Raw genomic sequence first — 23,132 nt, 5'->3', positions numbered from 1 at the left:
GGAATACGGATCATCTGCAAAAGACTGCCTGTATGAATGGAAACCCCATATTACCAATTGGACAATGCTAATTCAATAAGTTCAATGACCAACAGATAAGCACGCCAAGTGCCAGACAATTGACGATGACTGTGGCAGCAAATGCCAGCCGGAAAGAAGTTTTGATGGTTTTGTGACGGAACCACCTTTGCGCGAGCATGGCACCTGGCCAGCCGCAGGCCAGGCCACACAGTAATAAAGCGCGTTCAGAAATTCTTGAATCACGCCTTTTTGCTGCAGCCTTATCCAGACCATACATCATCAGGGTGATGATGCTCATGGTGACATAGATAACGGCAAAGCCTAGCAATTGCAGTTTCAGCTCGGCGCGCACTGAGGATAAGACTTCTGCAATTTGATCAAATAAATCCATGCCAACTCGGTGGGTGTCAAAGAGCCCGGATTATTGCAGACCAAACATTGCCAGTCCATTCTTATACGCAATGCGCTCTGCAATATCTGCTGGCAACTCGCTCAGCATGCGGCGATAAAAAGCCATCAACTGCGGCACTTCATCCCAGCGTGATGTGACCCAGGTATCGGTGCCAAGCACGAACCTGTCGGGGAAACGCAAAAACAGGCGCTTCCATTGCGGATTCAGGCTGCCGTTTTGCTCAAGATCAGAGCGGAAAGACAGCTCACCAACCAGGTTGGGATATTGCGCAAACATGGCCTCAACTTTATCCAGCGAGGTGCCCATGCCAGTATGCGCCCAGATCAGCTTGACACCGGGTGCGTGATGCAAAATACGTTCTATCGCATCTTCATCAGAATGGGCATGCAGCCACAAATCACGCGCCTTGGCCAGCCTGGCAATTTTCGCCATATAAGGTGCATCAGCATCCTTGCCAAAGATATGGAATTCACCTATGCCGCGATAGATGCCGCGCTGCAGTTCTTTTTCTACAAAGCGCTCTATCTCCGGATTGACAAACCAGTCATGCCTGTCAGGCTGCACTTTGTAGGGACGCAGGAAAGGGACGATCTTGATATCAGGCGCATTTTGCGCAATCAAATCCAGCGTGCCATCATTGGGACGACTGGTCGCCAACACGGCGCGTATGCCAAGCTGACGCCATAAGGTGATGATACGCTGTGGCGACCAGGTGCTGCGCGCTTCGATGTTGTAATGCATGTGAGCATCGAATATGGGCAAAGGCTCAGCTGCTGATGCAATAGCCGACATTATGACCAGGGAGCAAGTCAATAAGAAACTCTGTAGTTGTCTTTTCATAGCCATACCCCCTTTGCCAAATTTGATACCTCTTTTGAATCAAGAATACACGCTATGAAGGAAGCGTCAACTCCCTGATTACAACATCCTGGCAATCAGGGCTTTTTCATGTCTGACATCCAGCGGAATATGCACCTTATGCCCTGCTCCACCTATGATGCTCAGAGGCTGATTATCAGCATTACGCATCTCGGCCAGTCGTATTATTTCATTGCCATTCGGTGAAATGATTTCTATCTCATCGCCAACAGCAAAGCGGTTTTTGACTTCGACTTCTGCCCAGCCATTTGTCACTTGCAAGACTTGCCCCACATACTGGCTGCGGTGCGCCTTCGATACACCTTCCATGTAATTTTGGTGTTCTTGCGTATGGTGACGCTGATAAAAACCATCGGTATAACCGCGATTGGCGAGACCATTCAACTGGCCCAGCAAGTCAGTGTTAAACGGGCGGCCAGCAACTGCATCATCTATCGCGCGCCTGTAGGTTTGGGCCGTGCGAGCGACATAGTACAAGGACTTGGTACGGCCTTCGACCTTTAGCGAATCAATACCGATTTGTGCCAATCGCTCTACGTGTTCAACAGCGCGCAAGTCTTTGGAATTCATGATGTAGGTACCATGCTCATCTTCGAGTATGGGCATGAACTGACCAGGCTTACCACCCTCTTCTATCAGGTACGGGCGGTCAGCGAGGGGATGACGCGGCATATCACCCATGGCAGAAAAAGATTGATTGGCTTCTTCCAGCGCCTGCTGGTAATTGAATTTGATACTTTCAACCGGGACGCGCGCGAGGTCACCGGTTTCATTTTCTGTCGCATTTTCGACCTTGTAATCCCAGCGGCAGGAATTGGTGCATGTCCCTTGGTTCGGGTCACGATGGTTGAAATACCCAGACAACAGGCAACGACCAGAATAGGCGATACACAAGGCACCATGCACGAACACTTCCAGCTCCATATCAGGGCATTGCTGGCGGATTTCCTCTATTTCATCGAGTGATAATTCGCGTGACAGGATCACGCGGGTCAGGCCCATTTTTTTCCAGAATTTGACGTCCGCCCAATTCACGGCATTGGCTTGCACAGACAGATGTACGGGCACTTCTGGCCATTTTTCACGCACCATCATGATGAGGCCAGGGTCAGCCATGATGAGGGCATCCGGCCTCATATTGACGACCGGCTCCATGTCGCGCAGATAAGTTTTGAGTTTGCTATTGTGTGGAAAGATATTGCTGGCGACGAAAAACAATTTGCCGCGCGCATGGGCGCCGTCTATGCCTTGCTGCAATACATCGAGAGTAGAGAATTCATTATTGCGGGCACGCAGGCTATAGCGTGGCTGGCCTGCATATACCGCATCGGCACCGAAGTCGAAAGCGGCATGCATTTTTTCCAGTGAACCGGCGGGCAGGAGGAGTTCTGGGGATTTTATTGCGTTTTTTACCGAGGCAACAGTCATGGCAGGATAATCCGAAAAGAAAAATGTTCGCGATCATAAATCCCTGCCCTGCCATTTCAAAATTTACCCTTACAAAATTTGATGTGGATCAATCACGCCGCATGTCGGTCAATTCATTGAAGACCAGTGCTGTCAGCACGATAGCTCCACCTATTATGCTGGATTGCGCAGGCACCTCACCGGCTCCCAACCATGCCCAGATCGGTGCAAGCAAGACTTCCAGCAAAGACAGTAAGGATATCTCCGGTGCAGACAGGCTATTGGATGCCTTGACCATCAACATACAAGGCAGGCCCAATTGAAAAAATCCCAAAATCGCCAGAATGGCAATGTCGTGCAATGAAGTCTGAAATGGCCAGGCCAATGGCAGCATGATCAATGCCGACAAACTGCCACCAACAAACACCGCAGGCACCAGATCCACTGCATGCCCCCCTTTTTTCAGGATGATGACGTTGATTGAAGATGCAAACGGGATACCCAGCGCAATCAGCATGCCTGTCAGGCCACGGCTATCGACCCCGGTCAAACTGCCGGCAAACATCCAGCACATGCCCACGCCAGCGGCAGCAATTGCCCACCAGGTACGTGCAGGTATATGCTGGCGTAATATCATCCATGCCAGGAAGGCCGTGAACAAGGGCGTCAGGCTTTCCATAATGGAGGTATTGGCGACAGTGGTCATGGTCAGTGCGATCATGAAGCAGCTATACATGGTGGCCCACATGCAACCAGACAAAAAGCCTATCTTGCCCAATAATTTAAGGCGCGGTATGAAGGCCCACTTGTATTGTCTGAGCATGACACCAGCAATAAAGACTGCGGCAAAAAAACTGCGCCAGAAAGTAACTTCAAAATTACGCGCAACTTCGAGGTGACGGGTAAATACACCGGCAATACTCCACAAGGTCGCAGCGCAAATCATCAGCATCACCGCTTTGCGGTGAGACATTTTATTTTGCATAAAGCTCCAAACAAAAAACCCGTTTGACCCTGGCCAATCTGGCTAGAGCAAAACGGGTTAATTTTTATGCGACTGAATTAACAGCCACATTCGTAAGACCAGATTAAGAACAGATCCGCTTAGTCGCGTGATGCTTTTTTACGTTCGTGCTCTTTCAGATAGCGCTTGCGCAGACGGATGCTCTTAGGTGTAACTTCGACCAGTTCATCATCGTCAATAAATTCGACCGCGTATTCCAAGTTCAACTGGATAGGTGGCACCAGACGTACCGCTTCATCCGTACCGGAAGAACGAACGTTGGTCAATTGCTTGCCCTTGATCGGGTTCACAACCAGGTCATTGTCGCGGGAATGGATACCGATGATCATGCCTTCATACACTGGGTCATTGTGGCTGACGAACATGCGGCCACGGTCTTGCAATTTCCAGATAGCGTAGGCAACTGCTGCGCCATCATCTTGCGAGATCAGTACGCCATTACGACGGCCACCGAGTTCGCCTTTGGAATTATCAACTGGTGCATATTCATCAAACACGTGGCTCATCAAACCTGTACCGCGTGTCAATGTCATGAATTCGCCCTGGAAGCCGATCAGGCCACGTGCAGGAATACGGTATTCCAGACGTACACGACCTTTGCCGTCCGGTTCCATGTTTTGCAGGTCACCGCGACGACGACCCAACTCTTCCATGACACCACCCTGGTTGGCTTCTTCGACATCGACTGTCAGGTTTTCATATGGCTCATGACGTACATCACCGACCATTTTGAAGACTACGCGTGGACGGGATACAGCCAGCTCAAAGCCTTCACGACGCATGTTTTCGATCAGGATAGTCAGATGCAACTCACCACGGCCAGAAACTTCATACGTAGAATCATCACCTTCAGCCTGCACAACGCGCAAAGCCATGTTGGATTTCAATTCACGTTCCAGACGGTCACGGATTTGACGTGTCGTCACGAATTTGCCTTCGCGGCCAGCCAGTGGAGAGCTGTTAACCATGAAGTTCATGGTCAGTGTAGGTTCATCAATCTTCAACATCGGCAAGCCTTCAGGCGTATCAGGTGCGCAGATGGTGGAGCCGATACCGATTTCTTCGATACCATTGATCAGGACGATGTCACCTGCCAATGCTTCATCAACCAGAACGCGGTCCAGGCCTTTGAATGTCAATACCTGGTTGATACGTGCCTTGGTTGGCTTGTCGTCAGGACCATTCATCCAGACGACGTCTTGCAATGCCTTGACGCGGCCACGCAGGATACGGCCAACGCCGATTTTACCAACGTAGGAAGAGTATTCCAGGGAAGTGATTTGCAATTGCAGAGGACCATCTGGATCATCTTCACGCGCAGGAACGTGTTCCAGGATAGCGTCGAACAATGGCTCCATATTGCCTTCGCGCACGGAGTCTTCCAGACCTGCATAGCCTTTGAAACCGGATGCATAAACGATAGGGAAATCAAGTTGCTCGTCAGTTGCGCCGAGTTTGTCGAACAATTCAAAAGTCGCGTTGACGGCTTTTTGTGGATCAGCGTTTTCGCGGTCGATCTTGTTGACGACAACGATAGGTTTCAAACCCAGAGCCAGCGCTTTACGCGTAACGAAACGCGTTTGTGGCATTGGGCCTTCTTGTGCATCTACCAGCAACAAAACGCTATCTACCATGGACAGAACACGTTCTACTTCACCGCCAAAGTCAGCATGGCCTGGTGTATCAACGATGTTGATGTGTGTGCCTTTGTATTCAACAGCACAGTTCTTGGACAAAATAGTGATACCGCGCTCTTTTTCGATATCATTCGAATCCATAACACGGGCATCAACCTGCTGGTTGTCGCGGAAAGTACCGGACTGACGCAATAACTGGTCAACCAGAGTGGTTTTGCCGTGATCGACGTGAGCGATAATGGCGATGTTACGAATAGCGCGTTTTGAAGTAGACATGATAGCGTTCTTATTGGGTAATTCTATGAGGTAAATCGGATAACCTGCGATTATAACATGTTGCAGCGCAAAAGTAGAAAAACTCCTATTATTTCAAGGAGTTGCTACCGCGCGATGACACAATTAATGTTCAGTGGCAATCAGGCGCTCGGGCGCGAGTATGCCGTATTCCTGTAACTGGGCAGAACCCAGCAACTGTCCGTCCGATTCACGATAGACGCGAACGCGGCCAGTTTCAATGGGTAAAACGACTTCTTCTTTATTTAATGGCAGACGCTGTCCATGCAGAAAGCGGCGAGAAAGCTCATCTGTGAGATAAACCGGGGCAAAGCTGGACAATAAGGCATCAACCGGGTCCAGCAATGCCAGACGTTCTGGCTCTGGCAAACTTTCGAGATACTCCAGGGTAATGGATTTCTCCAGTACCAGATGACCCACACCAATACGGCGCAATTCTTTCAAATGGGCACCACAACCCAGCAATGCTCCTATATCTTCACCCAGCACACGTACATAGGTGCCCTTACTGCATTTGACCTTGAGGCTCAGGAAAGGTGCTTCATAAGCCAGCAATTCCAGCTCATGAATGATGACACTGCGCGCTTCGCGCTCCAGCGTGATACCGGCACGTGCATATTCATACAAGGGTTTGCCGTCGCGCTTAAGTGCAGAATACATGGGAGGCACTTGCTGTATGGGACCGGTGAATTGCTGTAAAGCATGCTGGATTTGCTCAATGCTGACCGCTACTGGTTTTTCTTCCAGCACTTCACCTTCGGTATCTCCGGTTGTCGTCGTGACGCCCAGATGTACCACTGTAGTATAGGTTTTATCAGCCTCCAGCAAATCCTGGGAAAACTTGGTAGCTTCACCAAAGCACAGAGGCAGCAAGCCAGTGGCGAATGGATCAAGCGTACCGGTATGCCCAGCTTTGGCGGCATTCAGAAAGCGCTTGGCTTTGATCAGGGCGTCATTACTGGAAAAACCAACTGGTTTATCCAATAGTAATACGCCGTGCACAGGCACGCGTTTTCTTTTCATCTGCGGAGTCGTCATGTTGTCAGCAGCCTGTTGCCAGGCTGCGCAATGTATCGTTCAGAATTTACTCTTCGCCGTCGTCTTTGGCGCGGGTGGCATTGGCTTCATCGATCAGTTTCGACATGGCCATGCCGCGAATGGTGGATGTGTCATGCACAAAATGCAGTTGCGGCAACGTATGGATACGCAGACGCAAACCCAGTTGATTGCGCAGGAAGCCAGATGCCTTGACCAAGGCCTCAACAGTATTCTTGACGGCAGCAGGATCATCTACCAGAGTAGTGAAATACACTTTTGCATGTGCGTAATCGGGAGTCAACTGCACCTCAGTCAGCGTGATCATGCCTACACGCGGGTCTTTTAATTCGGACCAGATAATTTCTGCCAGGTCTTTTTGAATCTGGTCTGCGACACGCAGGCCACGACCAGGAATATTTTTGCTATGTTTTGCCATAATTTTCTTACATCTCCATAAACCACAACCCCGGAACTAGTCCGGGGTTATCTTGAGTTACAGAGTACGTGCTATCTCTTGTACTTCAAATATTTCAAGCTGATCGCCAACCTGAATCTCGTTGTAGCCTTTCAGTGAAAGACCGCATTCCAGACCGGCTTTGACTTCTTTGGCATCGTCTTTGTAACGCTTGAGCGAATCCAGCTCGCCTGTCCAGGTAACCACGTTGTTACGCAGCAAACGGACAGAGGATGTACGCTTGACCACACCGTCGGTAACCAGACAGCCGGCAATCGCGCCAACTTTGCTGACCACGAAGACCTGGCGAATCTCGACCATACCAATGATCTGTTCGCGCTTCTCTGGAGCCAACATGCCGGACAAAGCTGCTTTAACTTCATCTACTGCATCGTAAATGATGTTGTAGTAGCGAATATCGACACCGTTAGACTCTGCCAATTTACGGGCAGATGCGTCAGCACGGGTGTTAAAGCCGATGATGACCGCTTTGGAAGCGACAGCCAGATTGACGTCAGATTCGGAAATACCACCAACTGCAGCATGCACAACTTGTACACGCACTTCGCTGGTCGATAATTTGACCAGGGATTGCACCAGCGCTTCTTGCGAACCTTGTACGTCGGTCTTGACGATGATAGGCAAGTTCTTGACTTCGCCTTCGCCCATGTTTTCGAACATGTTTTCGAGCTTGGCTGCTTGCTGTTTCGCCAGTTTGACGTCACGGAATTTACCTTGACGGAACAAGGCGATTTCACGCGCCTTGCGTTCATCAGCCATGACCATGACTTCTTCACCAGCAGACGGCACTTCTGTCAGACCTTGAATCTCTACCGGGATGGATGGGCCAGCCTCGGAGATATTCGCGCCATTTTCATCGAGCATCGCACGGACACGGCCATAGGCTGAGCCAGCCAGGACCACATCGCCACGTTTCAAAGTACCGGACTGCACCAGAATAGTGGCGACAGTACCGCGACCTTTATCCAGACGCGCCTCAACAACCAGACCTTTAGCAGGTGCATCTTTCGGTGCTTTCAATTCCAGCACTTCAGCTTGCAGCAAAACGTTTTCCAGCAGGGAATCAATACCCAGACCAGTTTTTGCGGATACTTGTACGAATGGTGAATCACCACCGTATTCTTCAGGCACGACGCTTTCAGCGATCAACTCTTGTGTCACGCGGTCTGCATTGGCACCTGGCTTATCAATTTTATTGATAGCAACGACCAGAGGCACTCCAGCTGCTTTCGCATGGGCAATCGCTTCTTTGGTTTGCGGCATGACGCCGTCATCGGCTGCCACAACCAGAATAACAATATCCGTCGCCTTGGCGCCACGGGCACGCATAGCGGTAAACGCTTCATGGCCTGGTGTATCAAGGAAGGTGATCATGCCACGTGGTGTTTCTACGTGATAAGCACCGATATGCTGCGTAATGCCACCGGCTTCACCAGACGCGACTTTGGCACGGCGGATGTAATCCAGCAAGGATGTTTTACCATGATCAACGTGACCCATGACAGTGACCACAGGTGCGCGTGGGAAGGACTCGTATTCACCGTGTTCTGTGGTATCCGTCAGCATCGCCTCGGGATCATCCAGTTTTGCTGCAAAGGCTTTATGCCCCATCTCTTCAACCAGGATCATTGCTGTTTCCTGATCAAGTACCTGGTTAATCGTGCACATCTGCCCCAACTTCATCAAATGCTTGATGACTTCAGATGCCTTGACGGACATTTTATGCGCCAGCTCAGCAACAGTCAGGGTTTCTGGCACGAATACATCTTTGACGATGGCTTCAACCGGTGCCTGGAAATTGCTTTCGCGGTCATCATGATGACTGTTGCGACGACCTTTAGGCCCACCCTTCCAGCCATCACGGCCACCAGAAGTATCACCACGCGTTTTCAGACCGCCGCCACGTTTCTTGGCTGCGTCGTCTTGCCAAGTGGAAGACACATTGGCAGATTTGATTGCCTTCTTGTCGCCAACGGCTGGTTTTTTCTCGTCTTTTTTCTCTACTGCTGCGCCAGGCTTTTTCTCAGCCACTTTTTTATCAGCAGGCTTGTGCAAGGTACCTTCAGCCACCTTAGGAGCCGCTACAGGAGCAGGCTCCGCAGCTTTGGCAGGGCGACGTGCTGCGTTCATCATTTCTTTGATTTGCGCAACTTCGTCAGCCACAGCTTTTCTGGCTTTTTCAGTAGCAGCAGCGCGCTCAGTTGCTTCCTTGGCGTCGGCTACCGCTTTTTTCTTCGCTTCTTCTGCTTCGACACGTTTTTTATCTTCATCAGCGGCAGTTTGAGCGGTTTGAGCTGCCTGCACAGGTTTTACCTCTGCAGGTTTAGCATCGGAAGGCTTGGCGTTAGCGCTAGCATTGAGTGCCTTGGCGGCAGCAGCCGCTTGCTCGGCTTTGGCTTTTTCAGCTTCAGCTTTGGCGGCTTCTGCCAACTCGGCTTCACGCATGGCTTGTGCCTGAGCTTCTTTTTCAGCTTCGAGCTTGGCCAGGCGTTCCTGCTTCTCCAGCAATTCAGCTTCCTGACGTGCGATCAACTCCGCTTCGCGACGGGCTTCTTCATCAAGACGCGCCTGTTCTGCCGCATCCACTGGTGCAGCAGCCTGCGCTTCATCTGCGGGAGCATCATCACGTTTAACGAAAGTGCGTTTTTTACGAACTTCAACCTGAATGGTACGAGACTTCCCAGTCGCATCGGCTTGCTTAATCTCGGTCGTTTCCTTACGAGTCAAGGTTATTTTTTTCTTTTCGGTGTCCGCAGAAACGCCGTGGGAACGACGCAGATGCTCCAAAAGCTTATCTTTGTCTTCCTTTGTCAGCGAATCTGACGTCGAGCTCTTACTGACGCCCGCTGCACGCAATTGCGTGAGCAGCAAATCTGCTGACATCGTTAGCTCGGTGGCAAATTGGGCTACATTGTTACTCGCCATTCAGTCCTCTTTTTCTATGTGCGCGTTATGAGATTGAAACCCGTGAATTACTTAGCTTCTACGAGTTTCCAGGCTTTGGCTAACAAAGCCTTGGCCTGATCATCATATTTAGCGTCGATGAGTTTCATCTCATCATCGGTCACATCTTCAAATGCATCTTTAATTAATTGACGTGTACGGTCGGCAGACAATGCCAGAATCGCACCAAACTCGTCATAAGCCAATCCAGCGAAAGCCGCCAGGGTCTTGATACCAGCCAAACCCAGCTTACCTGCCGTCACGCGGGTCATACCTTCGAGATTGACTAATTCATCTTCCATACCTTCGAGACCCTCTTCAGAAGCAATTGCTTCTGTCAACAAAGCGTCACGAGCGCGGTTACGCAACTCATTGACGGTATCTTCATCAAAGGCTTCGATTTCCAGCATTTCGCTGATAGGTACGTAAGCGATTTCTTCCAGACTGGAGAAACCTTCATCTACCAGGATGTCAGCGACTTCCTGATCTACGTCGAGTTTTTCCATGAACAGGCTGCGGATGCCGGCAGTTTCTTGCTCGGCTTTATTCGCAGACTCTTCAGCAGTCATGATATTGATTTGCCAGCCTGTCAATTCAGCTGCCAGGCGCACGTTTTGTCCGCTGCGGCCGATAGCAATCGCCAGGTTTTCTTCATCCACTACCACGTCCATGCCGTGTTTTTCTTCATCCACCATGATGGATGAAACATTGGCTGGTGCCAGTGCGCCGATCACGAATTGCGCCGGGTCTTCAGACCAAAGCACGATATCGACACGCTCGCCACCCAACTCGCCAGTCACAGCCTGGACGCGCGAACCACGCATACCAACGCAAGTGCCGATAGGGTCAATGCGTTTGTCGGCAGTAAACACCGCGATTTTTGCACGCACACCAGGGTCACGCGCAGCAGACTTGATGATCAGGGAACCCTGTTCGATTTCTGGCACTTCCAGTTCAAACAGTTTCATGATGAATTCTGGCGCTGTACGCGACAAGATAACTTGCGGGCCACGTGCATTGCGATCAATACGCAAGATATAGGCACGTACACGGTCACCAACACGCAGATTTTCTTTAGGGATCATCTGGTCACGTGGCAAACGTGCTTCAATCTTGCCTGACTCAACCACGGCCTCGCCGCGCTCCATACGCTTGATGGTACCTGTTACCAGGGAATCACCACGTTCCAGGAAATCAGCCAGGATTTGTTCACGCTCTGCATCACGGATACGTTGCAAAACGACTTGCTTGGTATCTTGGGCAAAACGACGGCCAAAATCGACCGATTCAATTTCTTCTTCGATGTAATCATCAACCTGAATTTCAGGATCGTCTTCCACTGCTTCAAAATGCAGGATTTCCTGGTCAGGCAATTGCAGACCTGCCTCATCCGGCACTACATGCCAGCGTCGGAAAGACCTGAATTCACCAGTATCACGGTCGATTTCTACGCGAATATCGACTTCACCGGGAAAACGTTTTTTTGTCGCTTGCGCCAAAGCATGCTCCAGCGATCCGAAAACAACCTCTTCATCGACGTTCTTTTCACGCGCCAGCACATCCACCAATAACAACAAATCACGACTCATGCTTTGCGACTCCTAAAATCCACTTGCGGCACGAGACGTGCCTTATCCACATCGGCGAGCGTAAACTCCAGCATGGCCGACCCATCTTTTACTTCAAATTCCAGCTTCAGATTTTCGCCTTCAGGTTCGTGCAGGATGCCTTCGAAAGTTTTGCGATTTGGCGTGCCCGGCATGGGCATACGCAATTTCACATTGGCTTTCTCGCCAGCAAAACGCACATAATCAGCGATTTTTTTGAGTGGTCTGTCGAGACCAGGAGAAGAAGTCTCCAGGCGACTGTAATTGACGTTCTCAACCGTCAGCACATGCGATAACTGGTGACTGACTTTTTCGCAGTCTTCCACCGTGATATTGCCGCGCTCCAGATCTTCCGGCAAATAATCAATATAAACCCTGAACAAGCCGCGCTCGGCCTGCTCAAAATCTACCAGATCATATCCGGTACCGTTGACGGTCTTTTCTATCAAATCCAACAAAGCCAAACTTATTCTCCGAAAAACACACTGACAATTTGCAAACCGGGCAAAACCCGCTACAGGCCTGGCGATTCGGGCTATTGAGCGTTGCGCCGCAACTCACTCAACACGATATCAATCGCTAAAACCAAAAAAAAATGGGCAACTGCCCATCTTTTTTTGTAGCGCCTCGATTTTAAATTCAAATAAAGGCTAAATCTGCTAACTACAAGATTATAAACGATAAATTACCTCGTCGCAATGGAAAACGAGGTAATTTCAACACGTCCCGCTACTGCAAAACGCTTAAAACGATCGAAAAACATTATGCGCCACGTGAGCGCCTGCGCGCTGCAATTCCTTGACCTATGGCCTGACCACTACCACGGGATGTAGGCCCACGACGCTGCCCGGCATCAGGGAAGCCCAATGCAGTTTGCAAAGGATCTGGCTGGCGGCTGCGTTTTTTGCCATTAGCGTTATTGGCATTATTACCAGCACCGTTGCCTGCCCCATTACCCGGACCATTACGCCCACTACCAGCATTACCACCAGTTTTGTTGCCATATGCATTGTTGCCGTTGGCATTACCGCTACGGCCAGCACCATATTCAGCACGCTCACTACGCCCACTGGACATAGGGAAACCAACTTGCTTCTGGCTAAATGGGCCAGTACCAAAACCAGGCGCCTTATTACCAAATGGCTTGCCACCCCTGGTTGGCGCAGTCGGCTTATCACCACCGGCTTTTTCCAGGCCACTGAGTTTCAACAAGGCGCGGACTGCATCTTCTTCAAGCTCTTCCCAACGGCCACGCTTTAGGTTGGCAGGCAGGGTCATGGCACCATAACGAGTACGTATCAAGCGTGAAACTGTCAACCCGACCGCCTCAAACATACGACGAACTTCACGGTTACGGCCCTCGCCAATGATGACGCGATACCATTTATTAACACCTTCACCACCACCATCAGTGATTTTGGAGAATTGCGCCAAACCATCTTCCAGCTCAACGCCAGCCAACAGGCGCTGACGCATACCCTCTTCCAGCTCACCCAGGGTACGCACAGCGTATTCACGCTCGATACCGTATCGTGGGTGCATCAGACGGTTTGCCAGATCACCAGATGTGGTGAACAACAACAAACCTTCAGTGTTGTAATCCAGGCGCCCTACTGCCAGCCATTTACCAACCTTCATGCTTGGCAGGCTTTCAAATACGGATGCACGGCCTTCAGGATCATTGGTGCTGACGATTTCGCCAGCAGGCTTATGATAAATCAATACGCGTGGCGGTTTTTTACTGACTTTGCGCATAATGGGCTTGCCATTGATACGCACCTGGTCAGTCGGCAGAATTCTTTGGCCAATGTGGGCTGGCTCACCATTCACAGAGACACGACCAGCAACGATCAGTTCTTCCATATCGCGACGCGAACCCAGACCTGCTTCAGCCAGTACTTTATGCAACTTAGGCGCATCATCATCTGCAGTCAGATCACGGCGCACTGGCTTGCCACGGACCTTGCCTTTGACATCATCAGCAACACCCGAATCAAATGCCTCGGAAGTAACAAAAGAAAACACGTCATCGGCATTGTTGCCTGCACCAGGGCGGCCACCGCGAGTTTGCTGTTGCGGACGCTTGGATTTATTGGCACCTGCCTGACCAGCATTTTGACGTGGGCCACGATCATTGCGGTCACCGCGATCGGTACGCTCACTGCGCTCACTACGATCTGGACGCTCTGCGCGGTCGGCACGCTGGTCGGTACGCTCTCCACGATCAGCGCGGACTGGGCGCTCAGTTTTTTCGCCGTTTTCAGTTTTTTCACCGTGATCTGTGCGCTCCGTTCGCTCTGCACGATCTGCCCTTGGCGCACGTTCTGTGCGGGGTGGTCGTTCGCCGCGTGGCGGACGCTCACTGCGCTCGGCTACTTGCTCAGTACGCACAACCTGCGCAGCAACTACAGGAGCCTCATGGGCTTCAGGAGCGACAGCTACATGCTCCTCGACAACTTCCGCAGGCTTGGCTTTTGCACGGCTGGCGCGTGGCGCTGCCCCAGGCTCTTTAGGCATACGCGGCGCACGTGCTTTTTTAACTGGCGCCTCTGCAACATCATCGGCTGATGTTGTCACCGCTACAGTTGCCGCCTTTTCCGATTTTGCCTTTTTTGCAACTTTTTCCACTACTACTTCTGCAGCCCCTGCTGATTGCTCTGCATTCTCTTGCTTAGGCTTGGATCGGCTTACACCAGTACGCGTGGCACGCGCAGCGCGCTTTGCCGGTTTTGCGTCATCACCACCAGTAGGGCCATTATCATTTGCGCCCGCACCATCAGCTTGGTCAGCATTTACATCTTCAGGATTCATTGGATTCATTCTTCAGTTCTATTGAAGGCAACTGACTCGCTGCAGCGCCCGGTACACTATCCGGTGCCGCAGTATCGGCTACCTGATCACTCAATTGCGTGACAGGCTGAGAATCTCCCCCAACCTCACTTATTTCTTCACTTATTTCTTCGCTTATATCTTCGGTAATTTCTTTCACTATCACTTCTGATACTTTTACCATTTTTGTTTCGCCTGCGGTCTCGACTAGCCCTTCAGCAATATCTGCAGCCTCATCAGTTGCATGCGGCGCGTTATCCATCACAACATCAACAGTTACAGCATCTGGCTCGGCGCTAACGTCAACTCCCTCTCGCGACTCTTGCCCGAATGCAATTTTCGCATCCTGTGCAGCCTCAGTCTGCGGTTGCTGCTGCGCATCTTGTGAATCTTGTGCAACATTTATTTCTTGCGGCAACGGCTCCAATTCAGCATCTGCAAGCACCTCTGTCTCTGTGATATCCGCTGACTCTTGCGCTAGTTCATTGCCTGAATCCACCATTGCTGCCGGCTCAGTATCAAGGGTATCCGCATCAGGCAAAACCACATCCGCAACTTGCTCAGAAACAGTTTCGCCACCAGTTACAGGCTCCGCCACCAATGCATCGGCCTCAACAGCGGCAAACATACCACCATCCAGAGCTGCCAATTCAGGAACCAGTTCCTCTTCAGCATCCCGCTTCACTTGCTGCAGGGGCGGCAACTGATCCAGCGAAGACAGACCCAGGTCATCCAAAAACTGCTTGGTAGTGGCAAACAAGGATGGGCGGCCTGGCACATCCCTGTGACCTATGGTTTCTATCCAGCCACGGTCTTCAAGTGTTTTGATCATCTGCGAAGCCACGGTCACACCACGAATTTCTTCTATATCACCACGCGTCACTGGCTGGCGATAAGCAATAATCGCCAGAGTTTCCAGCGTTGCTCTTGAATACTTAGGTGGCTTTTCCGGGTTCAGTCTGTCGATATAGGCGCGCATCTCTGGCTTGCTTTGAAAGCGCCAGCCAGTAGATAAAGCCACCAGCTCTATGCCCTTGTCGGACCAGTCCTGACGCAAGCCTTCCAGCATCAGTTTGATAGTATCTGCGCCGACCACATCACCTTGATCATCCGCATCCTGGAACAGCTTTTTCATGGTATTGACTGTCAGCGGCTCAGGCGCGCATAACAAGGCTGTTTCGAGGACTCGCTTTGCCTCAGCAGTATTCATGCAATATTAAAGTACACGGGTTTATTTGTTTTTAATTGATGTCATGCAGCAGGGCAACTGATATACCAGTTACCATCTTTGCCATTACTCACACCAGTTTTGTATTAAATTTGTTGCCACCAACCTGGTAGCAACGCCCTTTATGCGGGCGGCTGGGACTGCATGGAGCGCGCAAAGAACTTAGCAGCGCACAATCCCTAAAATTAGTAGACACTGGATTGTAGTCCAGAAATTCGCAGACGATCAAAAAATATCGTCAACAAACAATAAAAAAGCCACGCTAAAACGTGGCTTAACTCATTATTTCCGTCTGCAAGCGGAAAATCAAGCACATTAACCGCTCGCATCCCCACTTCTGAACCCAAACTGGAAAGCCAACCACAAGCGTTCCAACAACACCCTGCATATAATTGCAGGAATACTAGAGTACCATGCATTCAAGAAGTCCGCACGGAAAAATCTGGGCAGATTACATACGATTTAAGTAAAACAAAGATCAAATTGCATTTACATCAACAACATCAAATAAGATTTTATGAAACAATGACCATGTGATTTTCAATCAACCTGATGACAAGCCATGTGCTTCATGACCATCCTGAGCACCAGTTCAGACTCTGACCTTTCTCTTGCCAGCAATGAGCTGATTCAGTTCGTAAAAAAGCTACCTGGCATTCCAGAAGAAAAATATCTACGCTTCGAGAATAAATGGTTCCTAGCCTCAAATGCCGGATGCAGTTGCAATTTCAGGCATTTATCTGGTGACAGCATAGAGATCGGATTTGGCGAACCAGAAGCATGGTTTCAAGAAGATCACGACACTATTGAAGCAACACGTCAAATTGCAGCAAGCATACGTACACTGATACAACAAGGAGCAAATGTAGATTGCTTTGATGCATGGGCACATGGGCAAAGCGATGCAGCAGCGCCAATCAACGACATTGAAGTCGATCTGACCGAGGTCAGCGACGCCGCATTCCGTTTTTTTGGGGAATACCGATTTACTTTCACGATCAAGCCTTAAGCTGACTGCCGTGCATAACTGACCGTCAGCATTTCCCACTGATGACCATCCGGCTCATTCCAGTAAATCATTTCCCCGCCATATTAAGTGTTTATTCGCATATCCACAGGCCCACACACAGAGCTGCGATAAAAAATGCCAGCCAGCTTGATACGACTGAGTATGTCATCAAACTTTTGCTGGCTGACGCGAAAGCAAAGATGATAAACGGGGAAATCCTCATTCGCCCGGATGAAGTCCAGCGTCAAGCCTTCGCTCACAAATACCGGTGCAAACGGACCCAAGGTTGTCGGCGACCAAGGCACACCCAGCAATTCAGCCAACAGTTTTGCCGAAGCCAGCTTGTCATGCGAAAGAACAATAGTGTGATCGAGTTCGATATTCACGACATTTCTCCTTGCCAGATCAAATTCAGGATTTACAATAATAGCTTGCATTTTACTCATTTTAAGTAATCAGGAAAATATGCAAAAATTGGTTGAATTTACAATAAATTTCAATTTTTGCATAAAACATACACTTTGATTTTTCACATGGACTTCAATCAAAGATGATGCGTAAAATGCAATTCAATGCCATTAAAGCAAGCCATATCTGCACATCAATACCTCGGCAAGAAACCCAATAACTGGCATTAGCAATTGACAGCAAACTCGCCACACCACTTTTTGAAGTACTGCCTTCAAGGACGACCCGCTTCAGCCGCCGCTCATTGTCAATCGCATCCGACCAGCAGCACAGTCTTTCAGGGGATAAAAATGTTTATTGCAAACCTCAAAATCAGCCAGCGTCTGTATTCAGGCTTTGGCTTAGTTATTTTGATGCTGATCGCCGTTGTCGCCATAGGTGCTTCCCGCCTGACTTTACTCGATAGCGAGATCAACCTGACCGTCAATGATCGCTATCAAAAAATATATGTACTGAACGACGCTATCAAAAACCTGAATCTGCAAGCCAGGAATTTACGCAATATCTTGCTCATGAGCGATGAAGCTGAAATTAAAAAGGAAATCGACAGCGTGCAAAAATCCTCTCAGGCAATTACCATTGAACTCGACAAACTGATCGCCACAATACACAACCCAAAAGCTAAGGAATTACTCAGGCTCACTATAGAACAACGCACGCAATATATTCCCGTCAGAGACAAAATGATCAAGCTAGTGACGGATGGCAATAAAGATGAAGCAAAAGATTTTCTGTTTAAGGAAGTCCGCCCCAAACAACTCAGCTACCTGGAAGCGATGGAGTCACTCATCAAGTTTCAAGAAGGATTGATGGCAGAGTCAGCCATAGAAACCAAGGAAACAGCTGAATCTGCGACTCAACTGATGATCGCTACCGGCATACTTGCGGCGATCATCAGCAGCTTTATCGCCTGGTCAATTACACAGCGCATAGTCACTCCTCTCAACAGTGCAGTAGAGATCGCCAAAACCGTTGCCAGCGGCGATTTGACTAGTACTATCGATGTCACCGGCAAAGATGAAATGGGTTCCCTGCTGCGCGCACTGGCATTAATGAACAACAACCTGATAGACATTGTCGGACAAATACGCAATGGCACAGACACCGTTGCCACCGCATCCACACAAATCGCATCAGGCAACCAGGATCTTTCCGCACGCACGGAAAAACAGGCAAGCGCCCTGGAAGAAACTGCATCATCCATGGAAGAACTCACGAGCGCCGTCAAGCAAAATTCCGATAACGCCCTCGAAGCAAATCAGCTCGCAAAAAATGCGTCTGAAGTGGCGGTCAAAGGCGGCAATGTCGTCACACGCGTGGTCGATACCATGTCATCCATCAGCGAATCATCCAGGAAGATTGTCGATATCATCAGTGTCATTGATGGCATCGCCTTCCAGACAAATATTCTGGCACTGAATGCCGCAGTCGAAGCTGCGCGCGCTGGCGAGCAAGGCCGGGGGTTTGCCGTGGTTGCCACTGAAGTACGCAATCTTGCCCAGCGTTCTGCAACCGCAGCAAAAGAGATCAAACTCTTGATTGACACTTCTGTAGAGAAGGTGAATGCAGGAACTCAGCTTGTTGATGAAGCGGGCCTGACCATGGGTGAAGTCGTCAGCAGCGTCAGACATGTGACTCATATCATTGCAGAAATAAGCTCGGCCAGCGCCGAACAGACTGCCGGTATAGAACAGATCAACCGGGCCATTGTGGAACTCGACAATACCACCCAGCAAAACTCTGCCCTCGTAGAAGAAATAGCCGCAGCCGCCGAATCCCTGCAGGATCAGGCAAGAAGACAAGCCGATGTCGTCAGCGTATTCAAAACCGACGACAACACACCCGCCACCGCTGCCAGATTACACAATATTTCCGAACACCCAAAAGCCGCAAGGCAAACGAATGCACGACAAGTCATTCCGCTACAGATATCTGCCTCAGCAAGAGAGAAATAAGCATCGCAGGGAACGCCCCCCCCCATAGAATTGAGCCACGCAAGCTGTGACACCACAAGTCCAGGAGCAACACGGACAAGCATCACACATTGAAACTATGGAAGAAGAAGCGAAAGAAAAAGAAGATCATAGAAAAGCAAAAAGTCCATGATCATTTCTGATCAAGGACTTGAATACTTGGTTGCGGGGGCAGGATTTGAACCTACGACCTTCGGGTTATGAGCCCGACGAGCTGCCAGACTGCTCCACCCCGCGTCTGAAGAATGAAACTATACATGATTTTGCTGCTCCGCGCAATTCTTTTATAGGACATGGACTTTTGCCGCGCTTTTACGGACAGGTGTTACACTCTGCAGATTCGCCAATTTTGACTCTTTTTTGCCCATGAAATTCTGCTCTGAATGCGCGTCCCCGGTGGTCTTGCAAATTCCTGTTGATGATACCCGCGAGCGTTTTGTCTGCCCGGCTTGTGGCACTATCCATTATCAAAATCCCAAGATGGTCGTGGGTTCTATTCCCGTCTGGGAGGAAAATGGTGTCACCAGGATATTATTATGCAAGCGGGCGATAGAACCGCGCCTGGGCTTCTGGACCCTGCCTGCTGGCTTCATGGAAAATAATGAGACAACGGCACAGGCTGCGCAACGTGAGACCGAGGAAGAAGCTGGTGCCAATATCAAATTGCATGAGCTGTTTTCTATCTTGAATGTGCCACATGTGCATCAGGTGCATTTATTTTACCGCGCCACCTTGCTGGACTTGAATTACGCAGCGGGAGTCGAGAGCCTGGAAGTTGCGTTATTCTCTGAAGAGCAAATCCCCTGGGATGACATCGCCTTCCCTACCATAGGCCATACGCTGAAGTTTTTCTTTGAAGACCTGGCGAAGGTCAAGGCCGGTGGGCGTTTCCAGACGCATGAGCATGATATTTTCAAGCCAATGCTGCATGATTGAAATGAAACTGGCTGGACTTGCATCAAAAAATGGGCGACATTTTCAATCGCCCATTTTTTTCGTCATTATTTGCGTCACTACCAACTGGTCTCGCGCTCAGCAGTCGATGAGATTTTATGTATAGCCAAATCTGCGCCTTCAAATTCTTCTTCAGGATCAAGACGTATACCTACGAGTTTTTTCAAACTGGCGTAGATGATATAGCCACCGATGAAGGCAATCGCAACACCCGTGACGGTGCCCAGCAATTGCGACATCAAGCTGACGCCACCAAGACCACCCAGAGACTTTAAGCCAAAGATACCAGCGGCAATGCCACCCCAGGCACCACACAGCCCATGCAGGGGCCAGACACCGAGTACATCATCGACTTTCCATTTGTTTTGCGTCCAGGTGAACATCCAGACAAAGATCGCACCAGCCATACCACCAGTGATCAGCGCTCCGAGAGGATGCATGAGGTCAGAACCGGCACACACCGCAACCAGGCCAGCCAGGGGGCCGTTATAGACGAAGCCGGGGTCATTCTTGCCAAGGATGAAGGCGACCAGCGTGCCGCCGACCATGGCCATCAGCGAGTTCATGGCAACCAGACCATTCATCTTGTCCATGGTTTGTGCACTCATGACATTGAAACCAAACCAGCCAACAGTCAGGATCCACGCTCCCAATGCCAGAAAAGGGATGCTCGATGGCGGGTGGGCGGCAATTGCGCCATTCTTCATATAGCGGCCACGGCGTGCACCCAGTAGCAGCACTGCAGGCAAGGCGACCCAGCCACCAAAGGCATGTACGACTACGGAACCGGCAAAGTCATGAAATTCTTCAGAAAACATTGCCTTCAGCCATGCCTGTATGCCAAAACGCTGGTTCCAGGCTATGCCTTCAAAGAATGGATACAACACACCGACCAGCAAGGCAGTAGCAATCAACTGAGGGTGAAATTTTGCCCGCTCGGCAATGCCGCCTGAGATAATGGCGGGAATGGCGGCGGCAAAGGTCAGCAAGAAAAAGAACTTGACCATTTCAAAACCGTTTTTGGCGACCAGCACCTCGGCACCTGAATAAAACTGCACGCCGTAAGCAATGGTGTAACCGACAAAAAAGTAGGCGATGGTCGATACGGCAAAATCAACCAGTATCTTGACGAGGGCATTGACCTGGTTTTTCTTGCGCACAGTACCCAATTCTAAAAACGCAAACCCCGCATGCATTGCTAAAATCATGATTGCGCCAAGCAAGATAAACAAGGCGTCAGCGCTGCTATTTTGTGCATTCATGCAAAATATCTCCCAATTAAAGTGCAAATCCGAATTAAAGATGCACTGATAAAGCAAAATGCATTCCAATTTGGTGCAAACGATAAGTGATTGATTTAATGCGATTTTTAAAACCTGGTTATTTAATGCAGAAGTTTAATGCACTAAAATATGGCATCTTTTTAGTGCAAGCTATGTTGGGGGCTGCGTGATCCCCTGGCTGGAAACCGATAGTCCCTTCCCTCATCCCAGCACCGCACTTACTGAAAAAGACGGTGCCGCAGGCTTATTGGCAGCGGGTGCCGACCTGTCAGCGGGACGCTTGCTGTATGCTTATAGAAATGGCATCTTTCCCTGGTTTTCTGATGGGCAACCTATTTTGTGGTGGTCCACCGATCCGCGCATGGTCTTGCAGGTACAAGACTTCAAGCTGTCACTCAGTCTGAAAAAGCGCTTGCGCCAGGTCAGCAAAGACCCGCGCTGGGAAGTGCGCTTTGATACTGCCTTTGAAGATGTCATGCGGGCTTGTGCAGCGCCGCGCGGTGAAGAGCATGGCACCTGGATTTCTGACGACATCGTTGCGGGCTATTGTGACTTGCACAAACTGGGATATGCCCATTCCACCGAAGTATGGCTGGACGGCAAATTGGTAGGAGGCGCCTATGGCGTTTGCATAGGCCGGATGTTTTATGGTGAATCGATGTTTGCCAGGGTCACGGATGCATCAAAAATAGCCTTGGCACATCTGGTATTTTTCTTGCGTGAACATGGGGTGAAAATGTTAGACTGCCAGCAAGAGACGGCACATTTGGCATCTCTGGGCGCAAAAGCGATCAGCAGAACCGAGTTTTTGCGCTGGGTAGAACATGCCAGTGCCTTGCCAGCGATTAGCAATTGGACCATAGTCAACAAGATCAGCCCGTGACCCAGCTTAACGAACTCCCCTTCGCCAGCATACAGTTTTATGCAACGGCGCCCTATCCTTGCAGTTATCTGGAAGGCTTGCAGGCGCGTTCTCAAGTGGCAACGCCTGCACATCTGATTAATGCGGATGCATACTCGGAGCTGGTAAAGAGTGGTTTTCGCCGCAGCGGAATTTTTATTTACCGGCCGCATTGCGATAACTGCCAGGCCTGCACACCAGTGCGCGTACGCGTCAATGAGTTTGAAACCAACCGCAGCCAGCGCCGCGCCTGGAAAAAACATGGCAATCTGCATGCGCGCGTCAGCAGCCTCAGTTATGTGCATGAACACTATGAGCTGTACCAGCGCTACCAGGGTGAGCGTCATTCTGGCGGTGGCATGGACAATGACAGCCGAGACCAGTATGCTCAATTCCTGCTGCAAAGCCGTGTGAATACACGCCTGGTTGAATTCAGGGATGGCAACAATATCCTGCGCATGGTCAGCATCATTGATGTACTCACAGATGGCTTGTCGTCGGTATATACCTTTTATGACCCGGATGATGCGACGGCATCGTATGGCACCTACAATGTTTTGTGGCAGATAGAGCAAACACGCTTATTAAAGCTGCCCTATGTTTATCTGGGTTACTGGATTGCAGCTAGCCCCAAGATGGCTTACAAAACCAATTTCCGCCCCCTGGATGCCTTGATGCAGGGGCGCTGGCAAACTTTGCGGGAGCTGTGAAACGCTCCGCCCTGTTTGTCTCTCAAATTTTATTTTCAAC

19 protein-coding genes and 1 tRNA gene are annotated in these 23,132 nt (G+C 50.1%); 5 read left to right on the top strand and 15 right to left on the bottom strand.

Annotation, left to right across the window (positions count from 1 at the left end):
- Positions 1-67: 67 nt before the first annotated feature.
- The 12 genes from ACO0LN_RS00870 to scpB form a co-directional block, all read right to left on the bottom strand.
- Positions 68-412, bottom strand: coding sequence for a DUF1294 domain-containing protein (locus ACO0LN_RS00870; RefSeq protein ID WP_422970521.1), 345 nt, complete (start codon positions 410-412; stop codon positions 68-70).
- Between the two features lie 30 nt (positions 413-442).
- Positions 443-1,225, bottom strand: a complete 783-nt coding sequence (locus tag ACO0LN_RS00865) for an amidohydrolase family protein (RefSeq protein WP_422970520.1) — start codon at positions 1,223-1,225, stop codon at positions 443-445.
- Positions 1,226-1,351: 126 nt separating this feature from the next.
- Entirely contained in the window at positions 1,352-2,740 is a 1,389-nt protein-coding gene (yegQ, locus tag ACO0LN_RS00860; protein ID WP_422970519.1) for a tRNA 5-hydroxyuridine modification protein YegQ, read from the bottom strand.
- Positions 2,741-2,828: 88 nt separating this feature from the next.
- Positions 2,829-3,692, bottom strand: a complete 864-nt coding sequence (locus ACO0LN_RS00855; protein WP_422970518.1) for a DMT family transporter — start codon at positions 3,690-3,692, stop codon at positions 2,829-2,831.
- Between the two features lie 131 nt (positions 3,693-3,823).
- Positions 3,824-5,656 carry a translational GTPase TypA gene (gene typA / locus ACO0LN_RS00850; protein ID WP_422970517.1) on the bottom strand — a complete coding sequence of 611 codons (1,833 nt, stop codon included), beginning with the start codon at positions 5,654-5,656 and terminating at the stop codon, positions 3,824-3,826.
- A 123-nt stretch (positions 5,657-5,779) separates the two neighbouring features.
- Positions 5,780-6,712, bottom strand: coding sequence for a tRNA pseudouridine(55) synthase TruB (truB, locus tag ACO0LN_RS00845; RefSeq protein ID WP_422970516.1), 933 nt, complete (start codon positions 6,710-6,712; stop codon positions 5,780-5,782).
- Positions 6,713-6,758: 46 nt separating this feature from the next.
- Positions 6,759-7,148 (bottom strand): 30S ribosome-binding factor RbfA, encoded by a 390-nt coding sequence (gene rbfA / locus ACO0LN_RS00840; RefSeq protein ID WP_422970515.1) that lies wholly within the window; start codon positions 7,146-7,148, stop codon positions 6,759-6,761.
- Between the two features lie 57 nt (positions 7,149-7,205).
- Complete coding sequence (gene infB, locus ACO0LN_RS00835; RefSeq protein WP_422970514.1) at positions 7,206-10,112, bottom strand: translation initiation factor IF-2; 2,907 nt, start codon at positions 10,110-10,112, stop codon at positions 7,206-7,208.
- Between the two features lie 47 nt (positions 10,113-10,159).
- Positions 10,160-11,719 carry a transcription termination factor NusA gene (nusA, locus tag ACO0LN_RS00830; protein ID WP_422970513.1) on the bottom strand — a complete coding sequence of 520 codons (1,560 nt, stop codon included), beginning with the start codon at positions 11,717-11,719 and terminating at the stop codon, positions 10,160-10,162.
- Positions 11,716-12,201 (bottom strand): ribosome maturation factor RimP, encoded by a 486-nt coding sequence (gene rimP / locus ACO0LN_RS00825; protein WP_186951745.1) that lies wholly within the window; start codon positions 12,199-12,201, stop codon positions 11,716-11,718. Before rimP ends, nusA begins: the two co-directional genes overlap by 4 nt.
- Positions 12,202-12,499: 298 nt before the next feature.
- The gene (locus tag ACO0LN_RS00820; protein WP_422970512.1) at positions 12,500-14,548 is read right to left on the bottom strand and encodes a pseudouridine synthase; all 2,049 of its coding nucleotides are present in this window, start codon (positions 14,546-14,548) and stop codon (positions 12,500-12,502) included.
- Entirely contained in the window at positions 14,538-15,776 is a 1,239-nt protein-coding gene (gene scpB, locus ACO0LN_RS00815) for an SMC-Scp complex subunit ScpB (RefSeq protein WP_422970511.1), read from the bottom strand. The genes ACO0LN_RS00820 and scpB overlap by 11 nt, the downstream gene beginning before the upstream one ends.
- Before the next feature lie 589 nt (positions 15,777-16,365).
- On the opposite strand from scpB, the gene ACO0LN_RS00810 reads away from it, so the two are divergent.
- The gene (locus tag ACO0LN_RS00810; protein ID WP_422970510.1) at positions 16,366-16,803 is read left to right on the top strand and encodes a hypothetical protein; all 438 of its coding nucleotides are present in this window, start codon (positions 16,366-16,368) and stop codon (positions 16,801-16,803) included.
- An 83-nt stretch (positions 16,804-16,886) separates the two neighbouring features.
- Here ACO0LN_RS00810 and ACO0LN_RS00805 read toward each other — a convergent pair whose 3' ends face one another.
- Entirely contained in the window at positions 16,887-17,249 is a 363-nt protein-coding gene (locus ACO0LN_RS00805) for a VOC family protein (protein ID WP_422970509.1), read from the bottom strand.
- 312 nt (positions 17,250-17,561) lie between these two features.
- On the opposite strand from ACO0LN_RS00805, the gene ACO0LN_RS00800 reads away from it, so the two are divergent.
- Entirely contained in the window at positions 17,562-19,226 is a 1,665-nt protein-coding gene (locus ACO0LN_RS00800; RefSeq protein WP_422970508.1) for a methyl-accepting chemotaxis protein, read from the top strand.
- Positions 19,227-19,404: 178 nt separating this feature from the next.
- Here ACO0LN_RS00800 and ACO0LN_RS00795 read toward each other — a convergent pair.
- Positions 19,405-19,481, bottom strand: a tRNA-Met gene (locus ACO0LN_RS00795).
- A gap of 129 nt (positions 19,482-19,610) precedes the next feature.
- Here ACO0LN_RS00795 and ACO0LN_RS00790 point away from each other — a divergent pair.
- Positions 19,611-20,180 (top strand): NUDIX hydrolase, encoded by a 570-nt coding sequence (locus ACO0LN_RS00790; RefSeq protein ID WP_422970507.1) that lies wholly within the window; start codon positions 19,611-19,613, stop codon positions 20,178-20,180.
- 77 nt (positions 20,181-20,257) lie between these two features.
- On the opposite strand, the gene ACO0LN_RS00785 is transcribed toward ACO0LN_RS00790, so the two are convergent.
- Positions 20,258-21,460, bottom strand: a complete 1,203-nt coding sequence (locus ACO0LN_RS00785) for an ammonium transporter (protein WP_422970506.1) — start codon at positions 21,458-21,460, stop codon at positions 20,258-20,260.
- A 187-nt stretch (positions 21,461-21,647) separates the two neighbouring features.
- Between ACO0LN_RS00785 and aat the strand changes: the two genes are divergently transcribed.
- Both aat and ACO0LN_RS00775 read left to right on the top strand, forming a co-directional pair.
- A complete protein-coding gene (gene aat / locus ACO0LN_RS00780; RefSeq protein WP_422970505.1) occupies positions 21,648-22,364 on the top strand; it encodes a leucyl/phenylalanyl-tRNA--protein transferase in 717 nt (238 codons plus the stop codon).
- Positions 22,361-23,092 (top strand): arginyltransferase, encoded by a 732-nt coding sequence (locus ACO0LN_RS00775; RefSeq protein ID WP_422970504.1) that lies wholly within the window; start codon positions 22,361-22,363, stop codon positions 23,090-23,092. Before aat ends, ACO0LN_RS00775 begins: the two co-directional genes overlap by 4 nt.
- Positions 23,093-23,132 lie beyond the last annotated feature (40 nt).

This window comes from Undibacterium sp. TC9W (genome assembly GCF_049339865.1).
Lineage (GTDB): Bacteria > Pseudomonadota > Gammaproteobacteria > Burkholderiales > Burkholderiaceae_D > Undibacterium.
The sequence above is the reverse complement of the archived record's forward strand: the minus strand, read 5'-3'. Positions and strand labels throughout refer to the sequence as shown.